We start from the raw sequence: 15,316 nt of genomic DNA, 5'->3' as shown, positions 1-15,316 counted from the left end.
TCTCAAGAGCAAAGGGTGCTTGACGGTAATCAACGCTTGCGCATCAGGCCGATAAAAAACAGACCGCCGATGGCCGCGGTGGCGATACCGATCGGCAGGTCTTCCGGCGAGATCAGCGTGCGCGCGGCGACATCGACCCAGATCAGGAACAGGCTGCCGAGCAGCAGGCACACCGGTAGCAGGCGGGTGTGTTCGGCGCCGACCAGGCGCCGGGCAATGTGTGGGACCATCAGGCCGACAAAGCCGATGGAGCCACTGATCGCCACCAGCACACCGGTCAGCAGCGAGCAGATCAGGAAGGCCACCAGGCGCACCGAGCGGGCGTTCAGGCCGAGAGTCACGGCGGTCTGCTCGCCGGCCATCAGCGCATTGAGGGCACGGGCCATGCCCAGTAGAAGGGTCAGGCCCAGCATCACGCTGATGGCCGGGATCGGCAGTAGCTCCCAGCGCGCCAGGCCCAGGCCGCCGAGCATCCAGAACATCACTGCGGAGCTGGCGCGGTGGTCGCCGAGGAACAGCAGCAGGTTGGCGATGGCCATCATCACAAAGGCCACCGCCACACCGCACAGCAGCAGGCGGTCACTGTCCAGGCGGCCATGGCGGCTGGCAATCGCCAGCACCAGCAGCATGCTGCACAGGGCGCCGATAAAAGCTGCCAGTGGTAAGGTCAGCAGGCCGAGCACTTCACCGATATGCAGCACCACCAGCACCGCGCCGAGTGTGGCGCCGGAGGTCACGCCGAGCAGGTGCGGATCGGCTAAGGGGTTGCGTGTCACCGCCTGCAACACCGTACCGATCATCGCCAGGCCACCACCCACCAGTGCGGCCAGCAACATGCGCGGTACACGGATAAGCCAGACAATATGTTCCTGGCCAGTGCTCCAGGCAGGTGTTTCGGGGGCAATGCCGAAGACCTTGAACAGCAGTACGCGCCACACCACCTCGACCGGGACCGGGGCCGCGCCAAAGCCCAGGGAGACGACACAGGACACCAGCAGGAGGCCAGTCAGCCCAAGCAGCAAAAGACGATAGCGACTCATGCGCCGTGCAGGCCTGCGGCAATGGTTTCGATGGCCTCGACGTTTTCCAGGCTCGGTGTGGCGGCCACGTAGGGAATCACCACGAAGCGCTTGTTACGGATCGCCGCCACCGACTGCAAGGCCGGGTGCTGTTCAAGGAACGCCTGCTTCTGGGCGGCGCTGATCTCGCCATAGTCGACGATGACAATCACCTCGGGGTTGCGCTCGACCACGCTCTCCCAGTTCACCCGGGTCCAGCTGGCGTCGATATCGTCCAGCACGTTGCGGCCACCGGCGGCGTCGATCAGTGCCTGCGGCATGCCCAGGCGCCCGGAAGTCATGGCCCGGTCTTCACCGCTGTCGTACAGGAACACCCGTGGGCGCTGTGCGGGCAGTAGTTGCTGGACGACGGCGATCCGCTGTTGCATCTGGCCGATCAGTTGCTCGGCGCGGTCCTGCACATCGAAGATCCTGCCCAGGTTGCGCAGGTCGTTGTAAGTATCGTCGAGGCTGGCCGCAGGGCGCTTCATGACGAAGGCACAGGATTCGGTCAACTCGTAGACCGGGATATCCAGGGGCGCCAGAGTCTGCGGGGTCAGGTCACCACCGACGCGCATGCCGTAGTCCCAGCCGGCGAAGAAGAAGTCGACATTGGCATTAAGCAGGGTTTCCACAGAGGGGTACTTGCTGGCCAGTTCCGGCAGCCCATCGAGCTCTTTGCGCAGTTCTGGGGTGACTGCCTTCCAGCCGCTGACACCGCTGTAGCCGACCATGCGCTGGCGCAGGCCGAGGGCGAGCATCATCTGGGTCATGTTGATGTCATGGCTCAGAGCATGCTCCGGGACCTTGTTGAAGGTCACCTGGCGGTTACAGCTCTGTACGGTCAACGGGTACTGAGTCGCCTGGGCGAAGACGCTGGTGCTGGCGAGCAGGCCCAGCAGCAGAAGCAGGGTGGTTCGAATCATCGCTGGGTTATCCAGGTAAGGCGTGGGTGGTCGGCGAGGGGGTGACGGTCGATCAGTGCCTGTACACCAAAGACCTCGTGCAACAGCTCGGTGGTGAGCACTTCGCTCGGCGTGCCGCTGGCAACAATGCGCCCGTGGTCAAGGACATACAGGCGATCACAGAAAGCGGCGGCCAGGTTCAGGTCATGAATGCTCGCCAGGGTACCGATGCCCAGCTGGCGCACCTGCTGCAAAAGCTCCAGCTGATAACGCGGATCGAGGTGGTTGGTCGGCTCGTCGAGGATCAGCAACTGCGGCTGCTGAACCAGTGCCCGGGCAAGGATCACCCGCTGTTTTTCACCGCCTGACAGGCTGGCAAAGGCGTGGTCGTCGAAGCCCTCCAGACCGACTGCGAGCAGCGCTGTTTTGACCAACTGGCGATCTTCGTCGTTGTCGCCGTCGAACAGGCTCTTATGCGGGGTGCGGCCCATGGCGACGACTTCCTCGACGTTCAGACCGAAGGCATCGGGAAACTCCTGCAGGACCACAGCGATACGCTGGGCACACCAGCGCGGCGATTGCCGCCACAGGTCGTGTTCATCCAGACGCACCTGGCCGCGCTCGGGCTTGTTGAAGCGATACGCGCAGCGCAGCAGGCTGGTCTTGCCGCTGCCGTTGGGGCCGATCAGTCCGACGAACTCCCCCGCCCTGACCTGCAGATCGACCTCGCGCAGCTGGAACTGGTGATGACAATGGCCGTGGCCCAGGGGCGACCAATGCAGGTTGCTGATGCTCAGGGTACTCATTAGGGTCCTGTGGACCTGCCCAGGTCGATGCCAGCAGGTCCGTTTCAAAAACGGGCGCCTATGTTAGCGGATTTGTCCGGACCAGCGGTTGTGCGTAGCGATCCACCAGCCACACCAGCAACATTGAGCCGCCCACCAGCGGAAACGCAGCGCCAAGAATCAGCATGATCACGGTCGCAGTCTTCCAGCGCGGCAGGTCGTGACGCAACGGCGGCACACCAAGCCCCCCTTCAGGACGCCGCTTCCACCACATCACCAGACCGCTGACCGATCCCAGCAGGATCATCAGGCACACCACCAGGATGATGATCTGATTGAGCGGCCCGAACATCTTGCCCTCATGCAGCATCACCCCCAGCTCGGTCGCGCGGGCAACGTTGTTGTAATCCTGCCAGCGCACATCCACCAGAACCTTGCCGGTGTACTGGTCGATATGCAGGGTGGCGTCGTTGCGTGGGTCATCGGCGAACACAGCAATGGTATACACCCCGTCAGCGCGGGTGGGCAGGGTGATGCTGTAGCCGGGCTCGACCGCGCGGGTGCTGGCCAGGTCCTGGATTTGTTGTAGGCTGACCTGTGGGGCGGCTGGTGCACTTGCCCCGATGTTGTGCCCAGCATGTTCGGCATGGGCGCCGGACTGCGGCATGGGCGTGTTTTCCATCGCCCAGGGCACGGTCTGGCGCGTTGCGCTGTTGAGCTCGCGGGCTTGTTGATCGGACTTGGGGACATCGTTCCACATCGCTGCCGGGAAGCTGTTCCACACATCGGCGTAGTGTTTGCCCCAGAAACCGGTCCAGGTCATGCCGCTGAGCAGCATCAACAGCAGTAGGGCCGAACCCCAGAACCCGGTGACGGCATGCAGGTCGCGCCATAACAAGCGTCCGCGCGCATTCAGGCGTGGCCAGAGCACGCCGGCCGAACGCTTGCCGCGCGGCCACCAGAGGTACAGACCGGACACCACCAGCACGATGCCCCAGCCAGCGGCCAGTTCCACCAGGCGATCGCCGACGGTGCCGATCATCAACTCGCCATGCAGGGCCCGGGCGACCGCTTGCAGGTTGCTTTTCGCGTCCTGCTCGCCCAGCAGTGTGCCGTCGTAGGGGTTGATGAACACATTCAGTTCACGACCTGCATCCTGAAGCACAAACTGCGCGCTGCGGTCGGCGGCTACCGCTGGCAGGTACTGGCTGACCTGGCCCTTGGGGTAAGCCTCATGCATTCGCTGCAGCAAGCTGTCGGCGCTTTGCGTGTGGTGCCCGGCCTTGACCACCATCAAGTCGCGGTAGAGCAACGGATCAAGCTGCGGCTTGAACAGGTAGATGATCCCGGTGATCGCCAGCAGGATCATGAACGGTGCGACGAACAGCCCGGCATAAAAGTGCCAACGCCAGGCCAGGTTGTAGAAACTAATCGGCGGTTTGCTCATGGTGTTTTCCCATGTTGTGCAGAGAAGGCGCGATCGGTGATCGCGCCCTGGGGTTGGATCAGAAACTCAGGTCGACCTTGGTCCAGAGTGTGCGCCCCGGCTCATTGATTGCCTGTGGGTCGCTTGCGGGATAGCCGAAGCCGGCATTACCCGCCAGGTTCAGGTGTTCGGCGTAAGCCTTGTCGAACAGGTTGTCGACCCCTGCACTGAGCTTCAGGTGTTTGCTGACCTTGTAGCTGCCATTGAGCGAGAACACACCGAAGCCCGCGCTTTTTTCATAGTCTTTGCCGACCACGTTGCCGTAGTCCTCGGCGATACGGTTCTGCGCGGCCACCACGCGCCAGAGTGCGCCGGCGCTCCAATCGTCACGGCTGTAGGTCAGGCCCAGGCGGCTTTCCAGCGGTGGCATCTGTGGCAGCGCTGTGCCATCACTGCTGTTCTTGCCCCAAGCGTAGGCCAGGGTGGCGTCGGCTTTCCAGTTCGAGGTCAACATATACGCAGCCCCAAGTTCGCCGCCCATGATTCGCGCATCGATGTTCTGCGCTCTGGAGCGGCTCATACCCATCATGCTGGTGCGGTAGTCGAACAGGATGTAGTCGCGAATCTGCCCGACATAGCCCGAGGCCCAGGCCTGCAGGCCTTCAGTCTGGTACTGGATGCCGAAGTCCAGCTGGGTGGTTTTCTCCGGTTTGATGCTGTCGAAGGCATTGACCGAACCGGCTGGCCCTGACTTGGGCGAGAACAGCTCCCAGTAATCCGGGAAGCGCTGGGCGTGGCCGAGGCCAATGTAGGTGGTAGCGGGGATCTCGATGAGGTCATGCTCGTAGCGAACAAAACCGCTGGGCAGCGTATCGGCGCGGGTATCGTCGTTGGTCGCGCTGGTATCCCGGTAGTCCTTGGCCGAGGCGCGATCCAGGCGCGCACCGCTGATCAGGCGCTCCTGATCGGCGGCGTACCAGGTCAGTTCGCTGAACACACCGTAGTTGTGGAAGTCGGCGTCTTTGGTCCAGGCCATGCCCTCGTGGACATCGATGCCCATGCCACCGCGCTTGCGATGTTCGTTGGTTTGCGCATCGACGCCGGCGATCAACTGCAGCTCGCTCCAGCGCCAGGTGCCCTTGACCCGGCCACCCAGGGTGCGGCGGTCGACGTTGCTGACCATCGGCATACCCATCATGCCCGTGCCCGAGGGCGTGCGCAGGCTGTAGTTGTCCATCACATGGTCGGCGTAGTTGTAGTAAACCTGGGCTTCGAGTTTGTCCCAGACCTCGCCGATGTTGGACTTCTCAAAGCGCAAGCCCAGGCTTTCGCGCTTGAACTGCGAACCGTCCATGCCGCGCCCGGCGTAGCGGGCTTCGCCGTCGCCCTTGCCGGCCGTGAGTTCCACCAGGGTGTCGGCATCGGGGGTCCAGCCCAGGGCGACATCGCCGTTCCATTTATCCCAGCGTGACGGCACGGTGTCGCCATTACCGTCTTCGTAATCATCCGAGTGCGACTGGTTACCGACAAAGCGCATGTAACCAAGCGCGTTGCCTGCGGCAGTATCGAGGACCTTGTCAAAGCGCCCGTTGGAACCGGCCAGCAGGCTGGCATTGACCCGGCTGCCGAGCTCGCCGAATTTCTCCGGATCACGGTCAAAGAGGATGGTACCGGCGGATGCGCCTGGGCCCCAGATCACGCTTTGCGGGCCTTTGATCACGGTCAGGCGGTCATAGGTTTCCGGCGAGATGTAAGAGGTGGGCGCGTCCATCCGGTTGGGGCAGGCGCCGAGCATCACGCCGCCGTTGGTGAGGATGTTCAGGCGTGAGCCGAACATGCCGCGCAGTACCGGGTCGCCGTTGGTGCCGCCGGCGCGGATCGCGGAAAAACCGGGGATGGTTTTCAGGTAGTCGGCGCCATCGCTGGCCGGTACCGGTTGGCGGGGGTCTTTGGGGTTGGTGACGATGGTCAGGGGTGAGCTGGGGGCGACGGCGGTGATCACCGTCGGACTCAACTCGGAATGGTCGTGAGCGTGTTCGTCAATCGGCTGGCTGACGGCCAGGGCGAAGGGGCTGAGCAGGGTGCCGCAGATCACGGCGACGGTCCCGCGCAGGGACAAACGAAAGACAGCAGTACAGCTGGACATAGTGATTCCAACATCGATCAGTCATGAGCGCGCGCAAGGTCAGCGGCGAGGTGCCGGCCGCTTGAGCGCAGAAGGTGTTTTCAGACGACGATGAAGGGCGGTGGCGCGCGGGTCCGGGCACCGGGAAAAACGGTCTGCCGGGCATGGCCCTGGCGGGGCTGGGCGCTCAAGGTGCCGTTGGCAGGCGCCGCTTCGGTATTGAGCAGGGTCAGGGCCTGGGGCAGTGCCGGGCAGTGGAAGAACAGGCTGCAGTAGCCGCACTTCTCCCAGATCACTTGTAGCGATGGACTGCTGTTGTGATGGCTGTCGCCATGGCAATCAGCGCTGCTGTCCATGGTCATGGCCATGCTCACGCCCATGTCTTTCGACATGGCACGGTGATCCATCGGCATCGACTGGGAAACCAGTGGGCCGATAAAGATCATCAACATGGCGAACAGGCTCAGCCAGCTGCCGCGAACCCTTCTGGTATCAGGGCGCACGGGGCGGGTGAGGCTGCTGCGGGCGATGCTCATGGTGAGCAGCGTTCAGCGGTCAGTGGCTGTGTGTTTCGCCTTCGGGAGCTTGCTTCTGCACCGCGACTTCGACGGTGATATCGCCAGCGTTCTTGAAATGCAGGGTCAACGGGAAGCGCTTGCCGTCAGTCAACAGGCTGCGGTCCTTGGGTTGCATCAGCATCACGTGGTAAGCACCGGGGGCGAACACCAGGTCTTTGCCTGCGGGCACTTCGACGCTCTGCATCTGCTGCATTTTCATCAGGCCGTCTTTGTGCACATGCTCATGCAGCTGCGCATCGTCGCTGATCGGGCTGTCGACACTGAGCAGTGTATCGGTGGTTGTGCCGTTGTTGTGGACGACGAAGTAGGCGGCGACGTTTGGCGCGTTGGGCGGCAGTTCCTGTGACCACGGATGGGCGATGTGCAGGTCACCCTTGGTGTATTCGTGGGCATTGGCAAAGGTCGCCGGCAGCCACAGGGCGGCCAGCAGCAGGGCGTTCTTGAACATGGTGATTCTCCAGTCGATTCAGGTTCGCAACGGTTAGCGTAATGAATTCAGACTAGAGGGGAGGCACGTGGATTAAGCGCCGGCCACAGCTGGCGTGGCGTCGGCTGGTTGGCGCTGAGCAGTACCTGGGGACGTGCAAAGTCCTGGACAGGCAGCAGCAAACGCGGTGGATGCCCCGGCAGCGCCAATAGCGGCGCGGTTCCGGAACAGCACCAGCAATGCTGCATGGTCGAATGATCATCGTTCTGTTGGCTGCCGTCAGGCGAGCCCAGGGAAATGGCGATCAGCTTGGTGCCGCCAGTGGAGCAGAACGCCCCCCAGAGCAACTGTTCGCTCTGGCTCTTCGGCGCGGCAGTGGACAACGGCATGGCCAGCAGATTGAACAGCACTGCAAAGCAGGCGATCCAGGCATGGGCAAGCCGATGTGATGGCATGGAGAGATCCGCTCAGGATTCGAGTGCTGGCTATTTAGCCAGAGTTGCAAGTATATGTAAAAAAGCCAGGCATGCGATGAAGTGTCGCACGGGCCCGGCTGTTGACTGGAACTGAGGGTCAGACGGCCTTGTTGCGGCCCATTAATCCACGAACGGTTTCCTGCAGGTCGGCCGGCAGCACCACGACCTTGGCGTTGTCGCTGCCGGCCAGGTTTTCCATGGCGCCGATGTAGCGCTCGCCCAGCAGGTACATCGCCGGGGTGATTTCGTTGCCCACGGCATCGCGCACCAGGGTGATCGAACGGGCCGACGCTTCGGCCAGGTTGATTTGCGCTTCGGCATCGAGCCTGGCCGATTGCAGGCGTGCTTCGGCTTCGAGAATGGCGGCCTGCTTGGCCCCTTCGGCACGGGTGACGTCGGCTTTACGCTCACGCTCGGCCGCGGCCTGGCGCTCCATGGCCGATTGCATGTTTTCCGATGGCTTGATGTCCTGGATCTCGACCGAGCGGACGGTCACGCCCCAGTCTTCGGTTTGCTCCGACATCGCTTCGCGCAGACGGGCCTTGATCTGCTCCCGGCTGGAGAGGGCTTCGTCCAGATCCATGGCGCCGACAATGGCACGCAGCGAGGTCATGGTCAGGCTAGTCACGGCAAACTCGAAGTTCTGCACTCCGTAGGCGGCTTTCTGCGGATCGACGACCTTGGCAAAGCACAGGGCGTTGGCGACGATCACCGCGTTGTCCTTGGTGATGATCTCCTGCTGCTGCACGTCGAGGATGATGTCCTTGGTTGGCAGGCGGTAGGCGACCACATCCATGTACGGAATCAGAATGTTCAGGCCGGGCTTGAGGGTACTGTGATAGCGGCCCAGACGCTCGACGATCCACTCCTCGCCCTGGGGCACGATGCGCACCCCTTTGAACAGGGTGATGATGACGAACGCGGCGATAGTACCGGCGACGATGAGGCTGGTCATGAGTCAGGCTTTCCTTTTGCTGATCAGGCCCGGGTAACCCGGGCAGTATTGCCTTCGATGGCAGTGATGCGTACACGCTCGCCCGAGGGGATTTCGGCATCGGCGACGCAGATCCATTCCTCGTTGCCGAGGATCGGTTTCTGGAAGCGCACACGGCCCTTGTTGAACTCGGAGACCGTAGCGGTGAGCAGGCCGACTTCGCCAATTACGTTGTCGGCGGTCCAGCGGGTGTCTGGCTTCTTCTTGCGAAACACTTTGAACCACAGCAGCGTGGTGATGGACGAAAACACCACCCAGAGCAGCACCTGCATGTCGAGCTGCAGGTTCGGCGCCAGGTAGGCGATGATCGATACCAGTACGGCACCGATGCCGAACCAGAGAATGAAGAAGGTCGGCAGAACGAGTTCGAGCACAATCAGGCCAAAACCGAACACCAGCCAGATCCACCATTGCATTTCCATATGGGCGAAATCTTCCAGGGGAGAAGAGGGCAGTGTAAGGCAGTGGGTGACTGGTGAGCCATTCAGAAAATTCTGAAACAGCGGTGGGGCTGCATTGAGAACTTCAGAATTTGAGGCTTTAGGACGTATCCTACGTGTGCTGCCGCCTTTTCTCTGTTGTGGGAGAAATGCATCAGGGCTAGTTTCCCCAGGTCGTCTTTTGGCGACCGGGTGTGAGAGCCCGACGATCATCGTGGCAGCACTGTTATGGCAGCCGTTCGCGGGCAGGCCTCGGTCTGGCCGGTTTTCCGATGTTCACCGGTCTCTCACCCCGCGTTCGGCTGCCACCCTTATCCTGTGAGAGGGAGATGGTGGCGGCTCCATGACTGAACTCGGAGATACGCCATGAAAAAAATAGTTCCCGATCCACCGCCCCACCAAATCATCACCACCCCGTACTTCCGCATCCACAGCGACTTGAACCCCTTCGATTCACTGGCCTATGCCAGCGAACTGCTGCGCGGCATTTCCGAGACCACCGACGAATACTGTCGGGGCCGTGCCCTCGAACCCGGCCAGGGCATTCTGGTGAATGTGCTGCATTCGGCGGAATGTGCCAGGGCGCTGGTCGAGCATGCGCTTACTCAGCTGGAGTCCGGTAACGGTCAGGGAGCGAAAGCATGAGTGAGGATGAGCAAGCCAAGGTGGGCAAGACACTGGGTGTCGCAGGGTTCATCAGCAGCAAAAAACCACCTATGGACCTTTTTACGGTAGCGCCTGGCATCCCCTGCGACTATGCGCTGGAGCAGACATCGATAGTGTTGAAGTGCGCGCACAAGCTGATTTTGTCAGGTGTTCTGGAAGAAGACGGCGACTGTCTCTGGGCAGCTTACTACTTGAGTGGGTTTGCCAAGGCGCTTATCGATGACGTTGAACTTGGCCGACAGAGGCCTACCGTAATGCCTTGATTGGATGTGTGGCTTCCACGCATCTGCTGGAATTTGCTACCGGCGCAGGCGGAAAAAAGGCGAGTCCATGGGCTCGCCTTTTTATGGCCTCTAGCTCAGCTTGGTGTGGATAGCTTGATCGAGGCATAACCTATCGCAAGCCAGGCACACCCGATGATCATCAGCCAGGAAGTTACCAGTAGCCGGCGCCGCAGCCTCTGTGGAAAGTTGCGCAGGTCTTCTGCATCCATCATTCCTAGTCGAACACATAGCTTTGGATAGAGCATCGCGCCGCTGATTGTACCGAGCAAATAACAGCGTGATTTCAAGCGTGTCGTCCCCCAGAAAGGTAACTGCTGTTTGAGCCAGAGACTATTTGGAAGGCTTGCAATAATCGTATCGAAGTCACGACTATGGGCGATGTAGGTTTCCATGGCCACACCAATCATAGCGATAGCGAATGGAGTGAATAAGAAGGCGAACCGTAGTCCTGGATGCCATGAAAAATAGAACTCAGGAGTCATTGCTCAGTCCAGTTGTAAAGTTCCTCACCCATGACCTCCCCAGTCTTGCCCATTCCGACACCACCAATTAGCGAACCACCACCAACCAGTACAATTCCACAAACGGCTATTCCGACCACACCGGCAGCCGCAGCGGCGACACCGCATGTGGCCATGGCTGTCTTCCCTCCCAAGTAGGCACCAGCCATTCCACCACCTAATCCTCCAGAGAAACTCCCTGCTTCAGTAAACCGCAGCTTTTTACATTCCTCCGTCTCTCCTGCCCGACATACCTCCTGCACCTTGAGCACAGAAGCACCGCCACCTAGCGCAATACCGACATATCCCCCGTATTTAAGGTACTTCGCCGTCTTGGCCACTTGGTCCAGATGCGTGGCATAACCCGGAATCTCACCCGGCGCACCAGCGCGACTCCAGTGGTGCACCAGACTTTTGGTTGAGATCCCCAAATCGCGGCGCAGGGTGTCGTAACTCCCCAGATTCAACTGCTTGTTGAGAAACGCACTCTTCAACTGAGCATCAATCTGGCGGTACAGTTGCTGACGTGAGGCGAGGAACTCCGGGCTCTTCAGGTGCCCGTAAGTGCTGAACATGCGTTGGTGCAACTGCTCAACCGCGCGTAAGCTGCCTTCGACCTGGCGCAACCCTTGGCCAAGCATGTCCTTGCCAACCCCCATCGACTGGCTCGCACCACTGAGCAACCCGGCAATCTCACCTTGGTAGCGGACCATGAAATTAGCCTCGTCCTCGTTGAGCGGCGCCAGCGCCTCGCGGACCTGAGCGGCAGCAGCCATCAGCTGGGCCTCCTCCCGCGTGCAGGCCGTGCCGTTGTTCGGATCGCCGATGACGAACAGCTCACCCGCCTTGTAGCCTTGGGCAAAAGTCGGATTAAGCCGGTGCAGCCGAGCCGACAGGTAGCGGCTTTCGCCGCCCAGCTCAATCAGCACTTGCTGGCCAGACATGCTGCGCGGCACTACATAGAAGCCAGGTTCCAGCGTGCCCGGTGCGGCAGCCACCACCGGCTGGGAAGTCGTGGAAGCGAAACTGGACGTGGGCATCGACGAAGGTGAACGGCCGACCGGGCGAGCCGGTTCGGAAAAGCCGGTGGTTGTCGGCGCAGCGGTGACTCCCCCGCCGTACAAGGGCGCTATCAGCCGGTTGCTGCCGGGCGGGCAGCCGCAATTGATCTGCACACCGTCAACGGCAATTGCCAGACCGTCAATGGTCCAGCCGTCATAACCTTCGGCAATTTGCCCGCCCTGGCCACATTGTGGACAGGGCGTGGTGCTGTCCCCGAGGCGCAGGTGAGGGACCCGGTCCTGGGTGTGAGAGGTCTGACTGCTGAGGCAGGTGGCCCCGGTCGTGGTCTGGTCGCCATGCAACCCGGCGCCACGACCATTCATGTTCATACGGTAGGCCATGCACTGATTCCTTGAGCAAGTGGAGCCCGGAACCTAGCACGGCATTTACAGGCAAAAACTCAGTAGAAAACGATACGGAAATGCCCTACGCCACTCTCGGAATTCATTGTCAGACTCGAAGGTTTGATGCATGAAAACCTCCTAAAAAAAGACAAGTTCGTATCTGCTGATGTACGTCACAAGCCGAGTGCGGCGACTATTTCATTAACGCCCAAGAACTCCCTATCCACCCCCGGCAACTCAGGCCGCTTCAAAACCAGCACGGGCAGACCACGCTCCCGCGCAACTTCGAGTTTGGGCTCAGTAGCACCGCTACCACTGTTCTTGCTGATCAACACATCAATCTGCCGACGCTCGAACAACGCACGTTCGTCTTCGAGGTGAAACGGCCCGCGTGCGCCGATGACTTCGCAGCGCTCATTACCCGGACAGGCTTCCAGAGCACGCAAGGTCCAGAATTGCTGCGGCGGGATTTCATCCAGGTGCTGCAAGGGCTCACGACCAAGTGTGAACAGCGGACGCCGGAACGGTCGCAGCGCTTCGATCAATTCAGCCCAGTCAGCCACTTCGCGCCAGTCATCTCCTGTTTGTGCCTGCCAGGCCGGTCGTCGCAGGGCCCAGCAGGGAGTACCGGTGAGCTGTGCTGCGCGTGCTGCGTTGGCGCTGATCTGCGCGGCATAGGGATGGGTGGCGTCGATCAACAGGTCGATGTTCTCGGCGAGCAGATAGGCCGCCAAGCCCTCGGTCCCACCAAAACCGCCAACCCTTACCTGGCAATGCAAGTCACTGGGCACCCGGCCAATCCCGGCCAGGCTGTAGACATGCGCAGGGCTCAAGGTACGGGCGATGGCCAATGCTTCGGTGACGCCGCCGAGCAACAGGATACGTTTCATGTAAAGGCCCCTGCATGGCCAACGATTCCGCCCTGCCGATCGATGGCGAAAACCTCCACCTGTACTTGGGCTGGCACCACGCTACGGGCAAAGGCCAGGGCATGGGCGCACACCGCATCGCCTAACGCGATACCCGCAGCACTGGCCATGGCCAGCGCCTGCTGGCTGGTGTTGGCCTGGCAAATCGCGGCTTGCAAGTCACTATCGGCGCCGATGGCTGCCGCCCACTCGGCCAGCTGCGCCAAGTCGATGCTGGAGTGGCGGCTGTGCAGGTCCATGTGTCCGGCCGCGAGCTTGCTGATTTTGCCGAAGCCGCCGCACAGGCTGAGTTTATCCACCGGCACTTTGCGCAGGTGCTTGAGCACCGCGCCAACGAAGTCGCCCATTTCGATCAAGGCGATTTCCGGCAGGTTGTAGACCCGGCGCATGGTGTCTTCACTGGCATTGCCGGTGCAGGCGGCGATGTGCAGGTAACCGTTGGTTTTCGCCACATCGATGCCCTGGTGGATCGAGGCGATGTAGGCCGAGCAGGAGAAAGGCCGGACGATGCCGCTGGTGCCAAGAATCGACAGGCCGCCAAGAATGCCCAGGCGTGGATTCATGGTTTTCAGTGCCAGGCTTTCGCCGTCCTGCACATTTACCGTGACTTCAAAACCGCCGTTATACGCGCACTCATCGGCAAGCCGCTGCAGGTGCTCGGTCATCATCCGCCGTGGCACTGGGTTGATCGCCGGTTCGCCCACTGCCAGGACCAGGCCGGGACGGGTCACGGTGCCCACGCCTTTGCCGGCGACAAAGCGCACGCCGGGTTCAGCCTGCAGGCGCACGCGACTGTAGAGCAGGGCGCCGTGGGTGACGTCCGGGTCGTCACCGGCATCCTTGAGGGTGCCGGCTTCGGCACCGTCCTCATGCAGGCGACAGAACTCCAGGCGCATCTGCACCTGCTTGCCCTTGGGCAAGGTGATCTGCACGGCGTCGTGCTGTGCACCGGTCAGCAGCAGGCGAGCCGCCGCAAGACTGGTGGCGGTGGCGCAACTGCCGGTGGTCAAGCCGCTGCGCAGCGGGGCGGGGTGTTCCGGGGTCTCGTCACGCATCAGCAGGTTTGATCGCTTCTAGCAGGGTGATCGGCAAGGCCTGGCGCCAGGTGTCGAACTCGCCCAGCGGCTGGGCCTGGGCGATATGGATGCGGGTCAGTTCACCGCCATGTTGCTCGCGCCAGTTAACCAGGGTCAGCTCGCTTTGCAGGGTGACGGCATTGGCCACCAGGCGGCCACCCGGACGCAGTTGCTCCCAGCAGTGTTGCAGCACGCCTGCACGCGTGACGCCACCACCGATAAAGATGGCATCGGGACGTTCCAGTCCTTCCAGCGCTTGCGGTGCACGGCCACGGATCAGTTGCAGGCCGGGGACGCCAAGGGCATCGCGGTTGTGCTCGATCAGTTGTTGTCGCCCTTCATCGGATTCAACCGCCAGCGCCCGGCAGCTGGGATGGGCGCGCATCCATTCGATGCCGATCGAGCCGCTGCCAGCGCCGACATCCCAGAGCAGCTCACCCGGTTGTGGCGCCAGGCGGGCGAGGGTGATGGCGCGGACATCGCGTTTGGTCAATTGGCCGTCATGTTTAAAGGCGCTGTCCGGTAACCCGGCCAGGGGCGACAGACGCGGCGCATCGGGCGCGGCCAGGCATTCGATGGCAATCAGGTTCAAGTCGGCAATGTCGGTGTGCGGCCAGTGCTCGGCAGTGCCTTCAAGGCAGCGCTCGGTGCTGCCGCCAAGGTGCTCGAAGACTTGCACCCGGCTCGGCCCGAAGCCGCGTTCACGCAGCAGTGCGACAATTGCCACCGGGCTGCTGCCATCATTGCTCAGTACCAGCAGGCGCACGCCGCTGTACAGATGGGCATTGAGGGCGCTGAGAGGCCGGGCCACTACCGACAATGTCGTCACCTCCTGTAACGGCCAGCCCAGGCGCGCGGCGGCCAGTGCGCAGGAGGAGGGCATCGGCAACACACTCATTTCATCGGCGTCGAGCTGGCGGGCGAGGCTGGCGCCAACACCGAAGAACATCGGGTCACCGCTGGCCAGCACGCACACCGGTTCGCCGCGCAGGGCCAGCACCGGCGCCAGGGAGAAGGGGCTGGGCCACAACAGGCGTTCGCCGCGAATGCAGCGCGGCAGCAGATCCAGCTGGCGCTGGCCGCCAAACACCCGTGAAGCACCCAACAGTGCGCGCCGGGCATTCTTGCCCAGGCCACTGAAGCCGTCTTCACCGATACCTACTACAGTCAGCCACGGCGACATGCGTTTTCCTCAATACCCAGCAATCCGACCGGCAGGCTTTTCATGCCTTCGGACAAAG

Annotated in this window: 17 protein-coding genes; 2 read left to right on the top strand and 15 right to left on the bottom strand. The window is 61.8% G+C overall.

The window, feature by feature from the left end; translation table 11 throughout:
- Positions 1 to 29: 29 nt before the first annotated feature.
- The 10 genes from C6382_RS09045 to C6382_RS09000 all read right to left on the bottom strand — a co-directional run bounded on the left by C6382_RS09045 (position 30) and on the right by C6382_RS09000 (position 9,196).
- The gene (locus C6382_RS09045; RefSeq protein ID WP_107024166.1) at positions 30 to 1,040 is read right to left on the bottom strand and encodes an iron ABC transporter permease; all 1,011 of its coding nucleotides are present in this window, start codon (positions 1,038 to 1,040) and stop codon (positions 30 to 32) included.
- Positions 1,037 to 1,984: an ABC transporter substrate-binding protein gene (locus C6382_RS09040; protein ID WP_107024165.1), complete on the bottom strand. Its 948-nt coding sequence runs from the start codon at positions 1,982 to 1,984 to the stop codon at positions 1,037 to 1,039. Before C6382_RS09040 ends, C6382_RS09045 begins: the two co-directional genes overlap by 4 nt.
- Positions 1,981 to 2,769 carry an ABC transporter ATP-binding protein gene (locus tag C6382_RS09035; RefSeq protein WP_107024164.1) on the bottom strand — a complete coding sequence of 263 codons (789 nt, stop codon included), beginning with the start codon at positions 2,767 to 2,769 and terminating at the stop codon, positions 1,981 to 1,983. Before C6382_RS09035 ends, C6382_RS09040 begins: the two co-directional genes overlap by 4 nt.
- Before the next feature lie 58 nt (positions 2,770 to 2,827).
- Entirely contained in the window at positions 2,828 to 4,195 is a 1,368-nt protein-coding gene (locus tag C6382_RS09030) for a PepSY domain-containing protein (RefSeq protein WP_107024163.1), read from the bottom strand.
- A gap of 58 nt (positions 4,196 to 4,253) precedes the next feature.
- Positions 4,254 to 6,320 (bottom strand): TonB-dependent copper receptor, encoded by a 2,067-nt coding sequence (locus C6382_RS09025; RefSeq protein WP_107024162.1) that lies wholly within the window; start codon positions 6,318 to 6,320, stop codon positions 4,254 to 4,256.
- A gap of 80 nt (positions 6,321 to 6,400) precedes the next feature.
- Entirely contained in the window at positions 6,401 to 6,835 is a 435-nt protein-coding gene (locus C6382_RS09020) for a DUF2946 domain-containing protein (protein WP_107024161.1), read from the bottom strand.
- Between the two features lie 19 nt (positions 6,836 to 6,854).
- Entirely contained in the window at positions 6,855 to 7,325 is a 471-nt protein-coding gene (locus tag C6382_RS09015; RefSeq protein WP_107024160.1) for a copper chaperone PCu(A)C, read from the bottom strand.
- 47 nt (positions 7,326 to 7,372) lie between these two features.
- Positions 7,373 to 7,759, bottom strand: coding sequence for a DUF2946 domain-containing protein (locus tag C6382_RS09010; protein ID WP_107024159.1), 387 nt, complete (start codon positions 7,757 to 7,759; stop codon positions 7,373 to 7,375).
- 118 nt (positions 7,760 to 7,877) lie between these two features.
- On the bottom strand, positions 7,878 to 8,735 hold the full coding sequence (locus tag C6382_RS09005; protein ID WP_107024158.1) for an SPFH domain-containing protein: 858 nt from the start codon (positions 8,733 to 8,735) through the stop codon (positions 7,878 to 7,880).
- A gap of 23 nt (positions 8,736 to 8,758) precedes the next feature.
- Positions 8,759 to 9,196 (bottom strand): NfeD family protein, encoded by a 438-nt coding sequence (locus C6382_RS09000; protein ID WP_107024157.1) that lies wholly within the window; start codon positions 9,194 to 9,196, stop codon positions 8,759 to 8,761.
- Positions 9,197 to 9,580: 384 nt separating this feature from the next.
- On the opposite strand from C6382_RS09000, the gene C6382_RS08995 reads away from it, so the two are divergent.
- Together C6382_RS08995 and C6382_RS08990 are read left to right on the top strand one after the other, a co-directional pair.
- Positions 9,581 to 9,859 (top strand): hypothetical protein, encoded by a 279-nt coding sequence (locus tag C6382_RS08995; RefSeq protein WP_107024156.1) that lies wholly within the window; start codon positions 9,581 to 9,583, stop codon positions 9,857 to 9,859.
- The gene (locus C6382_RS08990) at positions 9,856 to 10,143 is read left to right on the top strand and encodes a DUF3077 domain-containing protein (protein ID WP_107024155.1); all 288 of its coding nucleotides are present in this window, start codon (positions 9,856 to 9,858) and stop codon (positions 10,141 to 10,143) included. The genes C6382_RS08995 and C6382_RS08990 overlap by 4 nt, the downstream gene beginning before the upstream one ends.
- Positions 10,144 to 10,238: 95 nt before the next feature.
- Here C6382_RS08990 and C6382_RS08985 read toward each other — a convergent pair whose 3' ends face one another.
- The 5 genes from C6382_RS08985 to cbiE form a co-directional block, all read right to left on the bottom strand.
- Positions 10,239 to 10,646 carry a hypothetical protein gene (locus C6382_RS08985; protein ID WP_107024154.1) on the bottom strand — a complete coding sequence of 136 codons (408 nt, stop codon included), beginning with the start codon at positions 10,644 to 10,646 and terminating at the stop codon, positions 10,239 to 10,241.
- Positions 10,643 to 12,067, bottom strand: a complete 1,425-nt coding sequence (locus tag C6382_RS08980) for a PAAR domain-containing protein (protein ID WP_107024153.1) — start codon at positions 12,065 to 12,067, stop codon at positions 10,643 to 10,645. The genes C6382_RS08985 and C6382_RS08980 overlap by 4 nt, the downstream gene beginning before the upstream one ends.
- Before the next feature lie 176 nt (positions 12,068 to 12,243).
- Positions 12,244 to 12,960 carry a cobalt-precorrin-6A reductase gene (locus C6382_RS08975; protein ID WP_107024152.1) on the bottom strand — a complete coding sequence of 239 codons (717 nt, stop codon included), beginning with the start codon at positions 12,958 to 12,960 and terminating at the stop codon, positions 12,244 to 12,246.
- Positions 12,957 to 14,054 carry a cobalt-precorrin-5B (C(1))-methyltransferase gene (locus C6382_RS08970; RefSeq protein ID WP_107024151.1) on the bottom strand — a complete coding sequence of 366 codons (1,098 nt, stop codon included), beginning with the start codon at positions 14,052 to 14,054 and terminating at the stop codon, positions 12,957 to 12,959. The genes C6382_RS08975 and C6382_RS08970 overlap by 4 nt, the downstream gene beginning before the upstream one ends.
- Positions 14,047 to 15,258, bottom strand: a complete 1,212-nt coding sequence (cbiE, locus tag C6382_RS08965; protein ID WP_107024150.1) for a precorrin-6y C5,15-methyltransferase (decarboxylating) subunit CbiE — start codon at positions 15,256 to 15,258, stop codon at positions 14,047 to 14,049. Before cbiE ends, C6382_RS08970 begins: the two co-directional genes overlap by 8 nt.
- Positions 15,259 to 15,316: the final 58 nt, after the last annotated feature.

The sequence above is a fragment of the Pseudomonas sp. BBP2017 genome, from assembly GCF_003024385.1.
Classification (GTDB): Bacteria; Pseudomonadota; Gammaproteobacteria; order Pseudomonadales; family Pseudomonadaceae; genus Aquipseudomonas.
The sequence above is the reverse complement of the archived record's forward strand: the minus strand, read 5'-3'. Positions and strand labels throughout refer to the sequence as shown.